This window comes from Pseudomonas chaetocerotis, from assembly GCF_015712105.2.
Taxonomy (GTDB): Bacteria; Pseudomonadota; Gammaproteobacteria; order Pseudomonadales; family Pseudomonadaceae; genus Aquipseudomonas; species Aquipseudomonas chaetocerotis.
The window spans coordinates 70,821-89,085 of the sequence record NZ_JACFYX020000002.1; the positions used below are offsets into that span (position 1 = coordinate 70,821).

17 protein-coding genes are annotated in these 18,265 nt (G+C 64.5%); 11 read left to right on the forward strand and 6 right to left on the reverse strand.

All coding sequences use genetic code 11. The features are described from left to right. Positions 1–17: 17 nt before the first annotated feature. Positions 18–1,283 carry an MFS transporter gene (locus H3221_RS04325; protein WP_196475617.1) on the reverse strand — a complete coding sequence of 422 codons (1,266 nt, stop codon included), beginning with the start codon at positions 1,281–1,283 and terminating at the stop codon, positions 18–20. Positions 1,284–1,456: 173 nt separating this feature from the next. Then, complete coding sequence (gene znuA / locus H3221_RS04330) at positions 1,457–2,401, reverse strand: zinc ABC transporter substrate-binding protein ZnuA (RefSeq protein ID WP_196475616.1); 945 nt, start codon at positions 2,399–2,401, stop codon at positions 1,457–1,459. 66 nt (positions 2,402–2,467) lie between these two features. Here znuA and zur point away from each other — a divergent pair, with 66 nt between their 5' ends. The 7 genes from zur (at position 2,468) to H3221_RS04365 (ending at position 8,163) form a co-directional block, all read left to right on the forward strand. After that, positions 2,468–2,953, forward strand: a complete 486-nt coding sequence (gene zur, locus H3221_RS04335; protein WP_160016520.1) for a zinc uptake transcriptional repressor Zur — start codon at positions 2,468–2,470, stop codon at positions 2,951–2,953. Beyond that, a complete protein-coding gene (gene znuC, locus H3221_RS04340) occupies positions 2,950–3,738 on the forward strand; it encodes a zinc ABC transporter ATP-binding protein ZnuC (protein ID WP_196475615.1) in 789 nt (262 codons plus the stop codon). Before zur ends, znuC begins: the two co-directional genes overlap by 4 nt. Then, the gene (gene znuB, locus H3221_RS04345; protein WP_160016518.1) at positions 3,738–4,526 is read left to right on the forward strand and encodes a zinc ABC transporter permease subunit ZnuB; all 789 of its coding nucleotides are present in this window, start codon (positions 3,738–3,740) and stop codon (positions 4,524–4,526) included. Before znuC ends, znuB begins: the two co-directional genes overlap by 1 nt. A gap of 117 nt (positions 4,527–4,643) precedes the next feature. Next, on the forward strand, positions 4,644–5,483 hold the full coding sequence (locus H3221_RS04350; RefSeq protein ID WP_196475614.1) for a PA5502 family lipoprotein: 840 nt from the start codon (positions 4,644–4,646) through the stop codon (positions 5,481–5,483). A 169-nt stretch (positions 5,484–5,652) separates the two neighbouring features. Further along, a complete protein-coding gene (locus H3221_RS04355; RefSeq protein ID WP_196475613.1) occupies positions 5,653–6,660 on the forward strand; it encodes a methionine ABC transporter ATP-binding protein in 1,008 nt (335 codons plus the stop codon). Then, on the forward strand, positions 6,660–7,328 hold the full coding sequence (locus tag H3221_RS04360; RefSeq protein WP_074676952.1) for a methionine ABC transporter permease: 669 nt from the start codon (positions 6,660–6,662) through the stop codon (positions 7,326–7,328). Before H3221_RS04355 ends, H3221_RS04360 begins: the two co-directional genes overlap by 1 nt. A 64-nt stretch (positions 7,329–7,392) precedes the next feature. Then, positions 7,393–8,163 carry a MetQ/NlpA family ABC transporter substrate-binding protein gene (locus H3221_RS04365; protein WP_196475612.1) on the forward strand — a complete coding sequence of 257 codons (771 nt, stop codon included), beginning with the start codon at positions 7,393–7,395 and terminating at the stop codon, positions 8,161–8,163. A gap of 188 nt (positions 8,164–8,351) precedes the next feature. Here the strand turns inward: H3221_RS04365 and H3221_RS04370 are convergent, their stop codons facing one another. Then, positions 8,352–8,750, reverse strand: a complete 399-nt coding sequence (locus tag H3221_RS04370; RefSeq protein WP_196447222.1) for a YbaN family protein — start codon at positions 8,748–8,750, stop codon at positions 8,352–8,354. After that, positions 8,743–9,333 (reverse strand): biliverdin-producing heme oxygenase, encoded by a 591-nt coding sequence (locus H3221_RS04375; RefSeq protein ID WP_192984421.1) that lies wholly within the window; start codon positions 9,331–9,333, stop codon positions 8,743–8,745. The genes H3221_RS04370 and H3221_RS04375 overlap by 8 nt, the downstream gene beginning before the upstream one ends. 240 nt (positions 9,334–9,573) lie before the next feature. Here H3221_RS04375 and H3221_RS04380 point away from each other — a divergent pair, with 240 nt between their 5' ends. From H3221_RS04380 to H3221_RS04390, 3 genes are all read left to right on the forward strand, one after another. Continuing rightward, positions 9,574–10,095: an RNA polymerase sigma factor gene (locus H3221_RS04380; RefSeq protein WP_160016512.1), complete on the forward strand. Its 522-nt coding sequence runs from the start codon at positions 9,574–9,576 to the stop codon at positions 10,093–10,095. Positions 10,096–10,157: 62 nt separating this feature from the next. Further along, entirely contained in the window at positions 10,158–11,108 is a 951-nt protein-coding gene (locus H3221_RS04385; protein ID WP_196447531.1) for a FecR family protein, read from the forward strand. A 105-nt stretch (positions 11,109–11,213) separates the two neighbouring features. After that, on the forward strand, positions 11,214–13,826 hold the full coding sequence (locus tag H3221_RS04390; protein WP_196475611.1) for a TonB-dependent receptor: 2,613 nt from the start codon (positions 11,214–11,216) through the stop codon (positions 13,824–13,826). Between the two features lie 59 nt (positions 13,827–13,885). Here H3221_RS04390 and H3221_RS04395 read toward each other — a convergent pair whose 3' ends face one another. Continuing rightward, on the reverse strand, positions 13,886–14,755 hold the full coding sequence (locus H3221_RS04395) for a LysR substrate-binding domain-containing protein (RefSeq protein ID WP_196475610.1): 870 nt from the start codon (positions 14,753–14,755) through the stop codon (positions 13,886–13,888). A gap of 144 nt (positions 14,756–14,899) precedes the next feature. Here H3221_RS04395 and H3221_RS04400 point away from each other — a divergent pair, with 144 nt between their 5' ends. Next, entirely contained in the window at positions 14,900–15,325 is a 426-nt protein-coding gene (locus tag H3221_RS04400) for a VOC family protein (RefSeq protein WP_196475609.1), read from the forward strand. Between the two features lie 15 nt (positions 15,326–15,340). Here the strand turns inward: H3221_RS04400 and H3221_RS04405 are convergent, their stop codons facing one another. Further along, positions 15,341–18,223: an EAL domain-containing protein gene (locus H3221_RS04405; RefSeq protein ID WP_196475608.1), complete on the reverse strand. Its 2,883-nt coding sequence runs from the start codon at positions 18,221–18,223 to the stop codon at positions 15,341–15,343. Positions 18,224–18,265 lie beyond the last annotated feature (42 nt).

The window sequence follows — 18,265 nt, forward strand, 5'->3', positions numbered from 1 at the left end:
CAGCACCGCCACGGATTTCATCCGGGCGACTGGCTTGCAGCTTGTAGCCTAAGGCTGCCTCGGTGTAGCAACACCATCGCCAGCACCAGTACGCCCAGCGCTCCGGCGCCGAGGAACACCCCCTCGTACCCCAGCGCCTTGGCCAGTACCCCGCTGCTGGCCCCGACGAAGCCGGACAACAGCACCTGCGCCGACGCCTGCAGGGTGAAGTCGGCGCCTTCGTGTTCGGGGCGACACATGCGCATCATCGCGGCGAACAGGGCGACGGTGGACATGCCGTCAGCCAGTTGTTCAAACAGCGTCACGGCGTAGACCAGCCCGGTATTACCACCCTGTCCCACCAGCAAGGCCAAGGCGGCAATGCCGATGGCCTGCAGGGCGCCGAACAGGATCAGCGCACGCAGCACGCCGATACGGGCGTAGAGCAGGCCGCCAATCATCGCGCCGACGATGCCGGCCAGGCTGCTGATCAGCGTCAGTTGGCCAAGCTCACTGGTGCTCCAGCCCTGATCCACCAGCATCGGTTTGATCATCGGCGAGCCGAGTGAGTCGCCGAGCTTGAAAGTCAGCACCACCGCCAGCCACAGCAGCATGCCGGGCTGCGCCAGCAGCCCGCGATAGTGGTTCAGCAGCAGACGCGGGCCGAGGGCGGTTTCGGCCAGGGCTGGCTGGAAGGGCAGCACACGACGCTCGGGAAACAGCCAGATCGGCACAGTCATCAGCAGAATCAGGCCGGCCAGCAGACCGAGCGCGAGGCTCCAACCCAGCGGGTCGATCACCAGCAACAGGCCGCTGCCGCTGACGATCATGCCGACCTTGTAGCCGCCTACCTGCAGGCTGTTGCCCAGGCCGCGCCAACGTTCGGGCAACAGGCGCACGGTAAGGCCGTCGGTGGCGATGTCCTGGGTCGAGGCCAGCAGGTTGATCACCAGCAGCAAGCCGAGCAACAACCACAGGCCGGAGCCGAACAGCGTCTGCGGGGCGAGCAGCGCCAGTGCTGCGACACAGGCGATGACGCCGCTTTGCAGCGGCAGTATCCAGCCACGGTGGTGTCCCAGGCGGGGTGATGCCAGTCGATCGACCCAGGGTGCCCAGCACACCTTGAGCAACCAGGGCAGCGCCAGCAGCTTGAGCAGGCCGATCAGGGCCAGGTCGACGCCATGTTGGCGCAGCAGCACCGGCAGCGAGTGGGCGATCAGCCCGGAGGGCAGGCCCTGCGCGCAGTACAGCGAGGCCAGCAGCACCAGTGTGGCGTTGGACGGACGAGGTGCGGTTGGCGACATGGCGAGCGCTCGCGGCAAAAGCGCAAGCCTAGTGGCTTGCGCCAGCGAGCGGCAACGTGAGGATGGTTACAGTTCGTAGGGTGCGCCGTGCGCACCGGGGATGAAGTCAGGCATGGTGCGCGCGGTACGCTCGGCAGGCTACGCGAGGAAGGCCGCGGTGCGCACAGCGGACCCTACAAGCTATTCAGGCACTCGCTCAGGCCGTCGGCCAGGTTTTCCAGCAATTGCTCGTAACCGGTGGCATTCACTGGCAAGGTACCGCCCAGCGCATCCAGTTCCGCCAGCTTGACCGGCAAACCGGCGCTGAGTGTTTCGGCCAGGCGCGGACGCAGCGGCGGTTCGCTGAACACGCAGCTCGGGCCAGCTTCTTGCAGCGTCTTGCGCATGGCAGCGACATGGCGCGCGCCGGGCTGTACTTCGGTCAACACGCTGAATACGCCGGCGTGCTTGAGGCCGTAGGCAGCCTCGAAATAATCGAAGGCCTCGTGGAAGACGAAGTACGGCTTGCCCTGCAAGGCAGCCAACTGCGGACGGATACGGCTATCGAGCGCATCCAGGCGCGCTTCGAAGGCTTGCAGGTTGGCAGCGTAACGCGCGGCGTTGGCAGCATCGAGCTGAGCCAGGTCGGCCGCCATGCGCGCGGCGATCACCTTGGCGTTGTCAGCGGCCAGCCACAGGTGAGCATCCAGGCTGCCTGGGCGGTGATCATGGTCATGACCCAGGTCGTCACCGGCCTGTTCGTGCGCGTGATCATGATCATCGTGGCCATTTTCATGCTCTTCATGACCTTCACCGAAGTGACGCAGGGTCATGCCGGGCAGATCCTGCACCGCCACCTGCGGCTTGTCACGACTGCCCAGCATGCGCGGCAGAAAACTCTCCATGTCCGGGCCGATCCAGTACAGCAGGTCGGCATCATGCACTCGCCGTACGTCGGATGGGCGCAATGCATAGTGATGCGGTGAAGCACCAGGCGGCAGCAGCACCTCAGGCTCGCCAACACCGTCCTGCACTGCCGCAGCGATCAGTTGCAGCGGCTTGATAGTGGTCAGGACACGCACTTCGGCCTGGGCAGTGGCGACGAAAAACAAGGCAAAGAGACAGAAAAGACGCAACACGGGGCATACTCGGATGGACATGAACGGGTAATATAATAACGTCTCTTATCAGCGCCGTCCTTGCCCATGACCGACACGCCCCTGGCAGCACGCCCTCACGACCACTCCCGCTGCGTCAGCCATGCGCTGGCCGAGGCCGAAGCCATCTGCACTCGCCAGGGCCTGCGCCTGACCGCCCTGCGCAAACGCGTACTGGAACTGGTGTGGGCCAGCCATAAGCCGCTCGGTGCCTATGACATTCTCGGCGTGCTGAGTGACGAAGACGGTCGCCGTGCCGCGCCACCTACGGTTTACCGCGCGCTGGATTTCCTGCTGGAAAACGGCCTGGTGCACCGCATCGCCTCGCTCAACGCCTTCGTCGGTTGCAGCCACCCCGAGCACGCGCATCAGGGCCAGTTCCTGATCTGCCGCGCGTGCCATGCGGCGACCGAACTGGAGCAACCGGCGATCAGCCAGGCCATCGTCGACGGCGCGGCCGGCGTCGGTTTCGTCGTCGAAAACCAGACCGTGGAAGTGGTCGGCCTCTGCGCAGGCTGCAAGGGCGCGGCATGAGCGATGCGCTGATACAGCTCGACGGGGTCGCTGTCAGCTTCAACGGCCAGGTTGTACTGGATGACGTGCAACTGAGCGTTCAACCTGGCGAAATCGTCACCCTGATCGGCCCCAACGGTGCCGGCAAGACCACCCTGGTGCGCGTGGTGCTCGGCCTGCTGCAGCCTGAGCGCGGCAACGTGCGCCGGGCGCCACGCCTGCGCATCGGTTACATGCCGCAAAAACTCCACGTCGACGCCACCCTGCCGCTGTCGGTGCTGCGCTTCCTGCGCCTGGTGCCGGGGGTGGATCGCAAGCGCGCACTGGCGGCACTGGCCGAGGTGGGCGCCGAGCAGGTGATCGACAGCCCGCTGCAGAGCATTTCCGGTGGTGAGATGCAGCGCGTGCTGCTGGCTCGTGCCCTGCTGCGCGAGCCGCAACTGCTGGTACTCGACGAGCCGGTGCAGGGCGTCGACGTGGCCGGCCAGGCCGAGCTGTACCGGCTGATCTCGCGGCTGCGCGAGCGCCATGGCTGCGGCGTGCTGATGGTCTCGCACGACTTGCACCTGGTGATGAGTGCCACCGACCAGGTCGTCTGCCTCAACCGCCATGTGTGCTGCTCCGGTCACCCGGAGCAGGTCAGCGGCGACCCGGCCTTCATCGAACTGTTCGGCCAGGACGCCAAGAGCCTGGCCGTCTACCACCACCATCATGACCACGCTCACGACCTGCATGGCGGCGTAGTTCAGCCAGGCCTGACCATCCACGGCCCGGCCCACGTTCACGGCCCTGGTTGCAAACACTGATGCCCGATTTCCTCCTCAACGCCCTGCTCGCCGGCCTGACCCTGGCCCTGGTGGCCGGTCCGCTCGGCTCCTTCGTGGTGTGGCGGCGCATGGCCTATTTTGGCGACACCCTGTCCCACGCCGCCCTGCTCGGCGTGGCATTGGGGCTAATGCTCGACGTCAGCCCGACCCTGACGGTAACGGTCGGCTGCGTGCTGCTCGCGGTGCTGCTGGTCACCCTGCAACAGCGCCAGCCGCTGGCCTCCGACACGCTGCTCGGCATCCTCGCCCACAGCACGCTGTCGCTGGGTCTGGTGGCGCTGAGCTTCATGCATGACGTGCGCATCGACCTGATGAGCTACCTGTTCGGCGACCTGCTCGCCGTCAGCCCCACCGACCTGGCCTGGATCATCGGTGGCAGCGCATTGGTGCTGGCGCTGCTGGCCTGGCTATGGCGACCGCTGCTGGCAATCACCGTGCACGAGGAACTGGCGCGGGTCGAAGGCCTGCCGGTGGCGGCGATTCGCCTGGCGCTGATGCTGCTGATCGCCGTGGTGATTGCCGTGGCGATGAAGATCGTCGGCGTACTGCTGATCACCTCGCTGCTGATCATCCCCGCCGCCGCCGCCCAGCGCCACGCGCGCACACCGGAGCAGATGGCCGTGGGCGCCAGCCTGCTCGGCCTGCTCGCAGTGTGCTGCGGCCTGGCGCTGTCCTGGTATCAGGACACGCCGGCCGGGCCATCCATCGTGGTCAGTGCCGCTGCGTTGTTCCTGGCCAGTTTCGCATTACCCAAGCGCAACACCTGATCGCGTGCTCTGCGTAGCCCGGATTACATCCGGGCTACGGCCCGACCGATCGAGATGAAATCAGCGGTACGAACCTGTATGATTGCGCGTTTTTTGCACAATTCGAGACGCGTAGTTATGAAGTCGTTCGCTTTTCGTGGTCTTCCGCTTTTTCTGGTTCTACTTCTGGCCAGTTGCCAGAGCAGCCAGCAGCACAGCCTACCGCCAGTCGACGATCTGGTCGTCGCCTTCCGCCAGCTCGACCTGAGCCTGGCCGAAGAACGCCTCGACGACGCGCGCAGCCAACTGAGCACGCTGCAGCAGCGCGCCAGCGGCGACACGCGCCTGGAGCAGTACCAGCGCCAGCTGGCCGAGGCTTATATGGAGCAGGGCCACGAAGCGCTGCAGCAGGGCGATCTGGACCGCGCCGCGCAGGCACTGGGCCAGGCCCGCAGCCTGATGCCTCAGGCGCCAGCCCTGAGTCATGACCTCAACCAGGCCATCGACAGCGCCCGCACGGCGCGCCAGGCGGCTGCCGAGCAACAGGCGCGCGATGCGGCCGCCAAGCTCGACGCCGAGCGTCAGGAACGACTGCGCCAGCAGCGCCTGACCAGCGAACGCCAGGCCGCGGCGAGCGGCGCGGCGATACCTGCAAGCCAGCCGACGCCCGTGGTCGAGAGCAAGCCGACAGCACGTCTGATCGATCCGAGCGCGGCCACCAGCATCGTGGCCATGCCTATGCTGGACAGCCAGGACAACGAAAACCTGCGCCGCCTGCTCGACAGCGTGGCCGCCGATGTCGTGACCTTTCGCTGTGCGGTGCGCATCGAAGTACGCGAGGCCAAGGATTACCCTTGGGTCGCTGCACTGCTCTCGGCACGCATCAAGAAACTCGACCCGAGTTTCCGCCCGCAGTTGAGCCAGAAGATCGTCCCTCAGCAGATACCACGCCTGCTGTTGAGCCCAAAGCGCAGCTGAGGCAGTCCGCTGATCGTTAATGCCATTTTGTAATAACCATAGGCCAACAAAGATTTTCTCGGCCTAAACACCGCCGGGTAGACTAGCGCCCTTTTGCGTCTACCCGGCGCCAACGGCCGCTTCAGCAATCCCGGAATTCGGCCCTGAACATACCCAAAAGGTCGTTCGCGTGATCCAGTTTCAATCCGTCCACAAAGCCTACCGCGTCGCCGGTCGCGAGATTCCGGCCCTGCAGCCCACGACGCTGCAGATCGGCAGCGGCCAGGTGTTCGGCATCATCGGCCACTCCGGTGCCGGCAAGAGCACCCTGCTGCGTTTGATCAACCGCCTGGAGGAACCCTCCGGCGGGCGCATCGAGATCGACGGTGTCGACGTCACCGCCCTCGATGCAGGCGGCCTGCGCCGCTTCCGCCAGCAGGTCGGGATGATCTTCCAGCACTTCAACCTGCTGTCGTCGAAGACCGTGGCCGACAATATCGCCATGCCGCTGCGCCTGGCCGGTGAGCTGAGCCGCACCGAGATCGACGCCCGCGTCGCCGAGCTGCTGGCCCGCGTCGGTCTGCAGGATCACGCCAACAAATACCCGGCGCAGCTCTCCGGCGGGCAGAAGCAGCGCGTCGGCATCGCCCGCGCACTGAGCACCCGGCCGAAGATCCTGCTGTGCGACGAGGCCACCAGCGCCCTCGATCCGCAGACCACCACCGCCGTGTTGCAGCTGCTGGCCGAGATCAACCGCGAACTGGGCTTGACCATCGTGCTGATCACCCACGAGATGGACGTGATCCGCCGCGTCTGTGACCGCGTGGCGGTGATGGATGCTGGCGTGATTGTCGAGGAAGGCCCGGTGGCCGAGGTGTTCCTGCACCCGCAGCATCCGACCACGCGGCGCTTCGTGCAGGAGTCCGAGCATGTCGACGAGGCCGAGCAACGCGACGACTTCGCCCATGTCGAGGGCCGCATCCTGCGCCTGACCTTCCAGGGCGAAGCCACCTACGCACCGCTGCTGGGCACCGTGGCCCGTGAAACCGGGGTGGACTACAGCATCCTCGCCGGGCGCATCGACCGCATCAAGGACACCCCCTACGGCCAACTCACCCTGGCCCTGACCGGTGGCGACATCGACGCCGCGCTGGCGCGCTTCGAAGCTGCCGACGTGCATCTGGAGGTACTGCGCTGATGCTCGAACAACTGCTACCCAACGTGTTCTGGCCGGAAATCTGGCAGGCCAGCCTCGACACCCTGAACATGCTGCTCGGCTCGATGCTGTTCACCGTGCTGCTCGGCCTGCCGCTCGGCGTGCTGCTGTTTCTCACAGGCCCGCGCCAGCTGTTCGAGCAAAAAGCCCTGTACGGCGCGCTGTCGCTGGTGGTCAACATCCTGCGCTCGGTGCCTTTCGTCATCCTCTTGATCCTGATGATCCCCTTCACCGAGCTGCTGGTCGGTACCTCGCTGGGTGTGGCCGGCGCCATTCCGCCGCTGGTGGTGGGGGCCACGCCGTTCTTCGCGCGCCTGGTGGAAACCGCGCTGCGCGAAGTGGAGCGCGGCATCATCGAAGCGACCCAGGCCATGGGTGCCAGCACCTGGCAGATCATCACCCGCGCACTGCTGCCAGAGGCGCTGCCCGGCCTGCTCGCGGCCACCACCGTCACCGCCATTACCCTGGTGTCCTACACCGCCATGAGCGGCCTGATCGGTGGCGGTGGCCTCGGCGACCTGGCCGTGCGCTACGGCTACCAACGCTACCAACCGGACGTGATGGCCGTGACCGTGATCCTGCTGCTGATTCTGGTGCAGGTGCTGCAGATGGTCGGTGATCGCCTCGTCGTACATTTTTCTCGCAAGTGACTATGAAAAGCGGCGACTCGCCACCCGCGAGACCCGCGCCAACTTTCCCAAAAGGAACCTTGAAATGAAGAAACTGCTGACTGCCCTGGCTGCCTGCGCGGCCTTCTCGGCCCAGGCCGAAACCCTCAACGTCGCCGCCACCCCGGTGCCACACGCCGAGATCCTCGAGTTCGTCAAACCGGCCCTGGCCAAAGAAGGCGTGGAACTGAAGGTGCGCGTATTCACCGACTACGTGCAGCCCAACCTGCAAGTGCAGCAGAAGAACCTCGACGCCAACTTCTTCCAGCACCAGCCGTACCTGGACGAGTTCAATGCCAGCCGCAAGACCGATCTGGTCAGCGTTGCCGGTGTGCACGTCGAGCCCTTCGGCGCGTACTCGAGCAAGATCAAGGACCTCAGCGAGCTGCCGCAGGGCGCCACCGTGGCCATCCCCAACGACGCCACCAATGGCGGCCGCGCCCTGCTGCTGCTGCAGAAAGCCGGTGTGATCACGCTCAAACCGGAAGCCGGCATCCTCGCCACACCGAAGGACATCGTCGAGAACCCGAAGGCGATCAAGGTGCGTGAACTGGAAGCGGCCACCCTGCCGCGCGTGCTGAGCCAGGTCGATGTCGCCCTGATCAACACCAACTACGCCCTGGAAGCGAAGCTGAACCCGACCCAGGACGCCCTGGCCATCGAAGGCAGCGACTCGCCGTACGTCAACATCCTGGTGACCCGCGCCGACAACAAGGACAGCGAGGCCGTGCAGAAGCTGGTCAAGGCCCTGCACAGCGCCGAGGTGAAGCAGTTCATCGAAGAGAAGTACAAAGGCGCCGTCGTCCCGGCGTTCTGATCACCGCTGACGCTGTACCCGATGCCGCGCCGCTGCAAAGCTGCGCGGCATTTTCATGTGCGGCATGCTTCGGCAAGCCCTCGGCGATCCGTAGGGTGCGCCGTGCGCACCAGGGCGCAACGCAGTAACCGCCCCGGATTGCATCCGGGCTACGATCATCCGAAATCGTCGGTGCGCACGGCGCACCCCTACTTGGCTCTGGTTTTTTCCGGACGCGTCCAGATGAACAGTGCGCCGCAACTCATGCCGGCAGCGGCGAACAGCACGGAAGGCAGGTGATCGACGGTCAGCAGCAGGATGATCAGCGCTAGCAGCATGCTGCCACTCGCCACCCACTTGGTACGCCGGGCGATCAGGCCGCCGTTCTTCCAGTCGCGCAGCGGCGGGCCGAACACCCGGTGGTTCTCCAGCCAGGCGGCCAGACGCGGCGAACTGCGCGACGCTGCCCAGGCCGCCAACAGCACGAACTCGGTCGTGGGAAGGCCCGGCAGTATCACTCCGAGCATGGCCATACCAATGCTCAGGTAGGCCAACAGCAGCCATAGCCAACGCTGCCAGGCCGAGCGCGCCAGCGTGATTTCAGGCAAAGCAGCGTTCCAGGTGTACGGTGAAACGCTCGAAGGCCGCGATGGCCGCTACCTCGGCCAGACGCTCCTGCTCGGCATCCAGTTCGACGCTGTCGAGCACGGCGGTAAACGCCTTCCAACCCTGAGCACGACCACCTTCCGGCTCGCCCAGATGACGCGCGCCAAAGGTCTCGCTCAGGCCCAGCGCCGGCATGCGTTTGAGCAGGAAAGCGGCGCCCAGCTTGGAGCCTTCGGAAACGAACAGCCAGGCGAGCGCTTCGCCGGTGCCCATGACCTTGTTGCGGATGGCGTCATCGCCCTCTGGCAGCGCGCGCTGCAGATCGGCCAGGTCCAGCACAGCCTGCTCGACACGGCAGCGCTGCGGCAGATCAGGCACCAGCCTGATCAGCTGCGGGTCGTTATAGAGCTTTTCCAGATCACGCTGGAACAGATATTGGGCGGCCACGAAGTGGGAAAACCGCTCCGGGCTCCCGAACGGATCATGGCTCTTGACCAGGTTGTCGAGGTGACTGTGCGGCTCGTGGGTAATCTGGTTCAGGCGCTGCGAACGCAGCGGATGGGACAGTTGCGAAGAGGCGGTCATGGAAAGCTCGCTGATGACTGGCATGAAGTAAGGCAGCCCGTCCCCTGCACCGCTCGATGAAGCCTGCAGGACGTTAGACCGCCACTGCCTTATAAAGACGAACGAACCTGCCAAGCTCCGTAAAAATAAAGCGAAACACATGGATATGACGCTGCAGACGGGCTTCGCGCACGCGCTCGCTATCCGGCCTTATTAAAAGTGATTATTATTCACGAAGTAGTCGGCGAATCAGGCTTGCCAGTGACCATCTCCAATCTAGACAGCGTATTCATCAGCCAGCGCACCCCGCTGCTGCGCACGCTGGTAAAAATCGTGAAGAACGCCAGCATCGCCGAGGAGCTGGTGCAGGAAACCTACCTGCGGGTCGCCCGTAGCCTGCGCGACAAACCGGTCGATCACCTCGAACCCTTTCTCTTCCAGACAGGCCGCAATCTGGCGCTCGACCACTTGCGCCGCGAGCGCATGCAGTCACGCACCATGCTCGATGACGTGCCGGACGCCATCATGCAGGCCGTTCCCGCTCCGGGTTCATCCAGCGAAGACAGTCTGCACGCCGAACGCCTGCTGCAACGGCTGGGCAACGCACTGGAGCAGTTGAGCGAACGCCAGCAGCGCATCTTCATCCTCAGCCGTCTGCATGGTCAGGGCTATGCCGAGATCGCTGCAGAGCTCGGCGTGTCAGCCAGCACGGTGCAGAAAGAGCTCAAGTTGATCATGACCCTGTGCATGACCCTGCTCGAGCGCCTCGCGCCTCCGACATGAGCAACTATCGCTCACCCGCACCTTCGGCCAGAATATCGCCCCCCGGTTTCGAGAACAGCCCGATGCACCCGCAGCAGGGAACCCCCAACGACAGCGACGCATCGCTGAGCCAGGCGCTGGACTGGCTGCTTCTGCTGGAACATGCGGACGATGATTGCCGGGCGCGATTCACCGAATGGCTGGCCGCCTCCCCTGCCAATGCCGAAGCATTCGAGCGTGCGCAACAGTGCTGGCAATCATCCACGCTGGTCACCGCAGCCGCGCGCCTGGAGCAGCGCAGACAACCGGCGCCCAGGCGCTCGCGGCGCATCGGTAGAACGCTGGCGATCGCCGCCTCGCTGCTGCTGGTGGTCGGCATCACCCTGCAAAGCGATCTGCTGCTGCGCCTGCGCGCCGATCATGTCACTGCCGTTGGCCAGCGCCAGAGCCTGGATCTGGCCGATGGCTCGCACGTTCTGCTCAACACCGGTAGCGCGTTCTCCAGCCAGATCGACGCGAGCCAGCGCGTCACGCAGTTGCTCAGAGGCGAAGCCTATTTCGATGTCGCCAAGGACAGCAGCCGTCCATTTCAGGTTGCCGCTGGCCCCGTTCTGATATCGGTACGCGGCACCGCATTCTCCGTGCGCTACCTCGACGATACCGCCGAAGTCAGCGTCGAGCGGGGCGAGATCGAAGTACATGCGCGCGGCAACGACACGCGCATCTACCTGGTAAGCGGCGATAGCATCCGTGTCGGCCCGGACGGTGTCGGCAAGCGCATACACGGTGCCACAGCCAATCAGCTCGCGTGGGTTCAGGGCCGCCTGATCTTCGATGACCGCCCTTTGCACGAAGTCCTGGATGAACTGCGCCGCTACTACCCCGGCTGGATCATCAACCGCAACGCCCGTCTGGATGATCTACGCATCACCGGCAACTATCGCCTGAGCGAACCGGCCGACATCATGCGCTCGCTGGCGCAGGTGACCTCGGCGCAGCTTCAAGAGTACCCATCGCTGCTGATTCTCAACTGATAAAAAGAATTTTTACGCTCCAAGAGGGCTTCGTTCGTCCCGTCATAACAATGCAAATAATTCGCATTAACTGACCTTCCGACGACACCCGCAGAGAGCACAACGATGCCCCTTCACACCAGGCGCCCGCATTTCCCGCGACTGTCCACCGCCAGCCTGTCGCTGCTGGCACTCTCCATCGCCTGCGCCAGCCTGCCGCTGGCCAACGCTGCCGAGCCGTCGCCTGCAGCACAGCAGCAGAGCCAAAGCGGTTACCGCTTCGCCATCGAGCGCCAGCCCCTGGTTTCGGCGCTGAACGCATTCAGCGACGTCACGGGGTGGCAGATCGGCCTGCCGGCACAATTGGCCGACGGCATCGACTCGCCGGGAACCAGTGGCCGCCAATCGCCGGAGCTGGCCCTGGCGCGCCTGCTCGAAGGCACCGGTTTGAGCTACCGCAGCGTTGGGGAACGTAGCGTGGTGCTGGTGAAGAATCCTGCGCAATCGCTCGCCCTCCAACCAACTACGGTCACCGCCACGCTTCACGAGCAGGATGTAAACGCCGTTCCCAGCACGGTCAGCGTGCGCGATCGAACAATCCTGGACCGCAACAACATCAACACCATCAAGCAGCTGGTACGCGACGAGCCTGGCGTCTCCGTCGGTGGCACTGGTCAGCGCTCCGGCCTCACCGGCTACAACATCCGTGGCATCGATGGTAACCGGGTGTTGACGCAGGTCGACGGCGTCGAGATCCCTGCCAGCTTCTACTACGGTCCCTATGCCAATACCCAGCGCAACTATGTCGACCCGGAGATCATCAAGCGGGTGGAAATTCTCCGCGGCCCGGCCTCGGCCCTGTACGGCAGCAATGCCATTGGTGGTGCGGTGAGCTACTTCACCCTCGATGCTGACGACATCATCAAGGATGGCCGCAACAGCGGCGCCCGCCTGAAGACAGGCTACAGCTCCGCCGACGAAAGCTGGCTGAACTCGGCCACCGTCGCCGGTCGCCATGAGGACTTCGATGCGTTGCTGCACCTGTCACAGCGCAACGGCCATGAGACCGAATCCTACGGCAATCACGGCGGTACCGGCCTGGATCGTACTGCGGCCAATCCGGAAGACGTACGCACCACCAACGTCCTGGCCAAACTGGGTTGGAACTACAACGGCAGCGACCGCCTGCAGTTGACCTATGAGAAATACAAGGATGATCGCGACAGCAATCAACTCAGCGCCGTCGGCGGGCCGTTCAACGCCCCGACCATCGGTGCAGGGCAGAACTACTACGCGAGTCGTGCTGGCAACGACACCATCATCCGCGAGCGCTTCGGCCTGGAGCACAGCCTGGCGCTGGACAGTCTGCTGGCCGACAGCCTGAAATGGAGCCTGAATTACCAGATCGCCAAGACCGACCAGAGCACCCAGGAGCGCTACACCCCCAGGAACTTCTTTACCCAGGCCATCACCCGCGACGTGATGCGCTATCGCAGCACCGACTACAAGGATCGCCAGTGGGTGCTCAACGCACAGCTGGACAAGGCCTTCGCCCTGGGCGAAACCGATCACCTGCTGACCTACGGCTTCAACCTCAAGCGCCAGGAAGTCACCGGCCAGCGCAGCGGTTATGGCGTCTGCCTGCGGGCGCTGGGCGCCAACTGCCCCACCGTCGGCGCGATCAGCAGCAATAGCGGCGATACCCTCACCACCCAGAGCGACTTCCCGGATCCAACCATCGATGTCTACGGCGTATTTGCGCAAGACGAAATCCGCTGGAACCAGTGGACGTTCCTGCCGGGTGTTCGCTACGACCGGACCAAACTCAAACCCGATCTGACCGACGAGTACCTTGCCAGCGCCCCCGCAAGCAGTACCTTCGACCCCACAGACGCGAGCACGACCTGGCAGCGCGTTTCACCCAAGCTCGGCGTGACCTATGCCTTCGATGAGCACTACACCGGCTTCGCCCAGTACGCCGAAGGCTTCCGCACACCTACGGCCAAGGAAATGTATGGCCGCTTCCAGAACAACAACCCGCCCTACATCGTGGAGCCCAACCCCGACCTCGACCCGGAAACCAGCCGCAGCCTGGAGACCGGTCTGCGTGGCAACTTCGAGGGCGGCAGCTTCAGCCTGGCCGTGTTCTATAACCGCTATCGCGACTTCATCGACGAGGATGCCGTAGGTGCAGCTGGCGGCCTGACAGTGTTCCAGAGCCGCAACATCAGCCGTGCCAGCATTCGTGGTGCGGAAGCCAAGGGCCGCCTGAATCTGGACAACTTCGGCGCACTGCCGGGTCTGTACGCGCAAGGCTCGATCGCCTATGCCCGTGGTCGCGACGAGGAAACCGGCGAGCCGCTGAACAGCATCAACCCGCTGACCGGCGTATTCGGTCTGGGCTACGAGCAGGAACGCTTCGGCGGCCTGCTGAACTGGACACTGGTCAAGCGCAAATCCCGCATCGACCAAAGCGGCTTCAACTCTCCGACCGGCGACGGCAGCCAGTTCGCCACACCCGGCTATGGCATTGTCGATCTGACCGGCTACTACAAGCTGACCGACGATCTCACCGTCAATGCCGGTCTGTACAACCTGACGGATAAGAAGTACTGGCAGTGGGACGACGTGCGCGGCTACGACGGTAACGGAGAGGCCGGCGTGACCGCCCCCGCCAATCTCGACCGCCTGACTCAACCGGGGCGCAACTTCTCGATCAACCTGGTCTGGGACATCTGAGCCGGCAGCCGGAAGTGACTGCAACTGTCACTTCCGGCGCAGACAGCAGTGCGCGGCCATTACCCAGGCGCATCTCTCGACAGCAGACAGCTCAACAAACAATCCAGGGCCGGCTGGCGCTGCGCACGGCGCACCAGGGCGACGAGCTCGCGATGGAAGGTCAGCTCACCCAGCTCGATCACCCGCAGACGCGTCGGCCTTTGCAGCCACAGACCCGCACGCGGTACCAGGGCCACGCCCATGCCGTTTTCCACCAGCCGCACGATGGCTTCCAGTTCATCCAGCTCCAGCGCCTCGCGCACGTTCAGGCGTTGCTCACGCAGGAAGCGCGTCACCTGGCGCCCGCCGAACGAAGCGCGGTCGTAACGCACGAAAGGCTGCTTGGCGAGCAGGCGCAATGGGTCTTCCCCGTCCACGTCCAAGGGTGCGATCAGCACGAAGGGCTCGCACGCCAGCGGTACCTCCAGCAGCTCCTTGGGTAAGGCAAACGGCGGTTTGATCAACAGCGCCAGATCCAGCTCACCGGCATCCAGCTGGCTGAACAGCTGCAAGGACACGCCCGGCACCAGCTTCAGTTCGACCCGCGGTGCCAGTTGCCGAAAGCGCGGCAGCGCCTCGGCCAGCAGACCGGTCTGCAAGGTGGCGATGGCGCCGACGCGCAGCTCGCCCTGCCACTGATCGGCCGCCTGCGGCAGCGCCATCTGCGTGTACAGCGCAAGCATCTGCTCGGCCAGCGGCAGGGCGTGGCGGCCGGCTGCGTTGAGCACGGCGGCGCGACCGCTGCGGTCGAACAGGCGCACGCCGAGGTGCTGCTCCAATACGCGCATCTGCGCGCTGACCGCCGACTGGGTCAGCCCCACCTGCTGGCCAGCGGCAGCGAAGGTGCCCAGGCGAGCGACGGTGATGAAAGTTTTCAGTTCACGCAGCATCGGCGTCTCGAATGATCAAAATTATTTGAGCTTGCGCGCAAGAATATTAGCTTTCCGACAATTTCGCTGTTGGTAGGCTGGTGCAATAAAGATCGATGGCGGGTTGCACCCGCCCTACCCATAACAAATCAGAGGTATTGCGTGATGGCCCTTGCTCCCTTTCACCTGGCGATTCCCGTATACGACCTGGCCGCCGCGCGGCATTTCTACGGCGAGGTGTTCGGCTGCGCCGAAGGTCGTAGCAGCGAACACTGGGTGGATTTCGATTTCTTCGGCCACCAGTTGGTGATCCACGAAGCGCCGAAGATGGCTTATCAGGAATCGGCCGCCAGCAACCCGGTGGACGGCCACGATGTGCCGGTGCCGCATTTCGGCGTGGTGCTCGGCTGGGCCGACTGGGAAGCGCTGGCCGACCGTCTGCGCAGCCGCGAGACGACGTTCGTCATCGAGCCCTACGTGCGCTTCAAGGGCCAGGTCGGCGAGCAGGCCACCATGTTCCTCCTCGATCCTTGCGGCAACGCCCTGGAGTTCAAGGCGTTCAAGGACATCGGCCAGCTGTTCGCCAAGTAAGCGCGAGGAAATCCTTCAATCCAGTGGATTGTCGATCTGCGCGCGCAGCAGTTCGGCGAAGGCGCTCGCCTCCACCGGGCGGCTGATCAGAAAGCCCTGGATCTCGTCACAGTTCTGGCTCTTGAGGAAATCCATCTGCGCCTGGGTTTCCACGCCCTCGGCCACCACTTTCAGCTCCAGGCTGTGGGCCATGGCGATGATCGCGCGGGTGATCGCCGCATCCTCGCCACCGGGCGACAGATCGCGGATGAAGGTCTGGTCGATCTTCACGTAATGCACCGGGAAGCGCTTGAGGTAGCTGAGCGAGGAATAGCCGGTGCCGAAATCGTCGATGGCCAGTTTGACCCCCAGCTCACGCAGCTGACGGAAGGTGACGATGACGCTGTCGACGTTGTCCAGCAGCTGGCTTTCAGTCAGCTCCAGCTCCAGGTACTGTGGCGCCAGGCCGGTTTCTTCGAGCACCTGGCGCACCAGGCTGGTGAGGTTGCCCTGGCGCAACTGGTACACCGAGATATTCACCGACACCCGTATCTGCGCCAGCCCCTCCTGCTGCCACTGGCGCGCCTGGCGGCAGGCCTGACGCAGCACGAACTCGCCAATCGGCGCGATCAGCCCGGTCTCTTCGGCCAGGCCAATGAACTCGCCAGGCGCCACCATGCCCTGCTGCGGATGGCGCCAGCGCACCAGCGCCTCGGCGGCGTTGAGCTGGTCATCGGCGAGGTTCAGCTTGGGCTGGTAGAACACTTCCAGCTGGCCTTCGTCGATGGCCTTGCGCAGCTGGTTCTCCAGTTGCAGGCGCTCCAGGGTGCAGGCCTGCAGGTTGTCGGTGAAAAACTGGAAGGTGTTGCCACCCAGGTGCTTGGCATGTTGTACGGCCATGTTGGCCTGGCTGATCAGTGCACTGATCTCGCGGGCGTAGTCCGGCAGCAGACTGATGCCCAGCGAGGCGCTGATCACCAGCTCGTGCCCACCGACGGTCATCGGCACACGCAGCTTGGCCAGTAGTCGACTGGCCACCCGCGCCAGGCTGGAAAGGCTGCCGTAGGCATCGAGGATGATGGCGAACTCGTCGCCCGAGAGCCGCGCGATGCAGTCGGCCTCGGGCACGGCCTGGGTCAGGCGGCGGCTCATCTGCCGCAGCAACTGGTCCGCCACTTCATGGCCGAGGCTGTCGTTGAGCAGCTTGAAACGGTCGAGATCGATATGCACCAGGGCGATGCTGCGGCCGCTCTGGCGGGCGCGCTGGCTGGCATCGTGCAGACGCTCCTTGAACAGACTGCGGTTGGCCAGGCCGGTCAGGTCGTCATAGTGCGACAGGTAGCGCAGGCGCTCCTCGGCCTCGCGCCGCGCACTGAGATCGGCGAAGAAACCGACGATATGACTGGGCCGACCTGTTACATCCCGCACCAGGTTGAGCTGCAGCCATTGCGGGTAAAGCTCGCCGCTCTTGCGCGTCTCGATCAGCTCGCCCTGCCAGGTGCCGCTGCTGTCCAGCTCCTGGCGGATCATCTGGTATTGCCGGCGCATTTCGCGGCTGCCGATCAGGCTGGTCACCGTGCGCCCGACCACTTCTTCGCGGCTGTAACCGGTCACCGCGCTGAACGCACGGTTGACCGCCAGCACGCGGTAGTCGGGGTCGAGAATGAAGATGCCTTCGCTGGCCGCTTCGAACACGGTCGCCGCCAGGCGCTGCTGTTGCTCCTGCTGACGCCGTGCGCTGACATCGCGCCGCGTACCGAGCATGCGCCGTACACGGCCGGCGGCATCGCGCTCGACCGCACGGCCACGGTCCTCGACCCAGACCCAGTGGCCATCGACATGGCGCACGCGGTACTCGATCTGATAATCCTCGCTGCGTCCCTTGAGGTGCCGGACCAACGCCCGGCGTAGCCCCGGCAGATCATCCGGGTGCAGGCGCGGGGTCAGGTCGCGCAGCATCACTTGCACCTGGCCCGGCTCCAGACCAAACAGCTCGCGCAGGTGCGAGTGGTGCACATGATCACTCTCCAGGTCCCAGTCCCACAGGCCCAGCTCGCTGGCTTCCAGCGCCAGGGCCAGGCGCGCCTGGCTCTTGCCCAGGGCATGGGTCGCTTCGTCCAGCTCCAGGGTGCGTTCGGCCACGCGCATTTCCAGCTCGCCATGGGCGCCACGCAGTTCGCGCTCGGCGCGGCGACGTTGCTCCACCTCGCGCGCCAGTTCTTCATTGAGTCCTTCGGCGCGCTGCTTGGCGTGCTCCAGATTGCTGATCAGCGCCAGGTTGTGAAAACGCTGCAGCAAGCTGCGCTGCACCAGGCGGTTGACCTGCCAGGCCACCACCAGCAGGGCGAGCAACAGCATGACACCGAGCAGACCCCAGCCGCGCTGCAAGCCGTTATCGCTGAGCAGCAGGAAGGCCGCCGAAGGCAGCAGGCAGGGCAAGGCGAACGTAAGGAAAGCGGACAGGCTGACGGCATAGGCCACGCTGGCCGAGAGAATGGCGGCGGCGATCAGGCCGTAGACCAGCGCCTGTTGGTAGAACACATCGGTAGGCACCAGCACGATCACGGCAAAGGCGAGGGTGAGGCCGGAAGCACCGGCGCCGAAGAGAAAGATACGTCGCCAGTAAGGCTCGGCCTGGCGACTCGGCAGCGCCTCGTTGAAGGCATTCACCTGAGTCAGGCGCAGCAGCGCCAGCAGCACGACCCAGCCCAGCCAGACCGCAAGCATCGGTGCGCTCTGCTGACTCCACAGCAATAGGCTGCAGGCCAGGCCAACCAGCAGCATGAGTAACGTGGGCAGGCGCGACCCCTGAAACAACAGACGGGTACGCTCGACGGCAATGTCCGTGGCGAACTGACGTTCAGCCTGATGCGGGTCCAGCGTCACCTCTTGAACTACGGCGCTAGTCGTGGCGGTCATAGGCGATTTTCTTGTAATGGTTGCCTGAGGGTATCGGGCGTT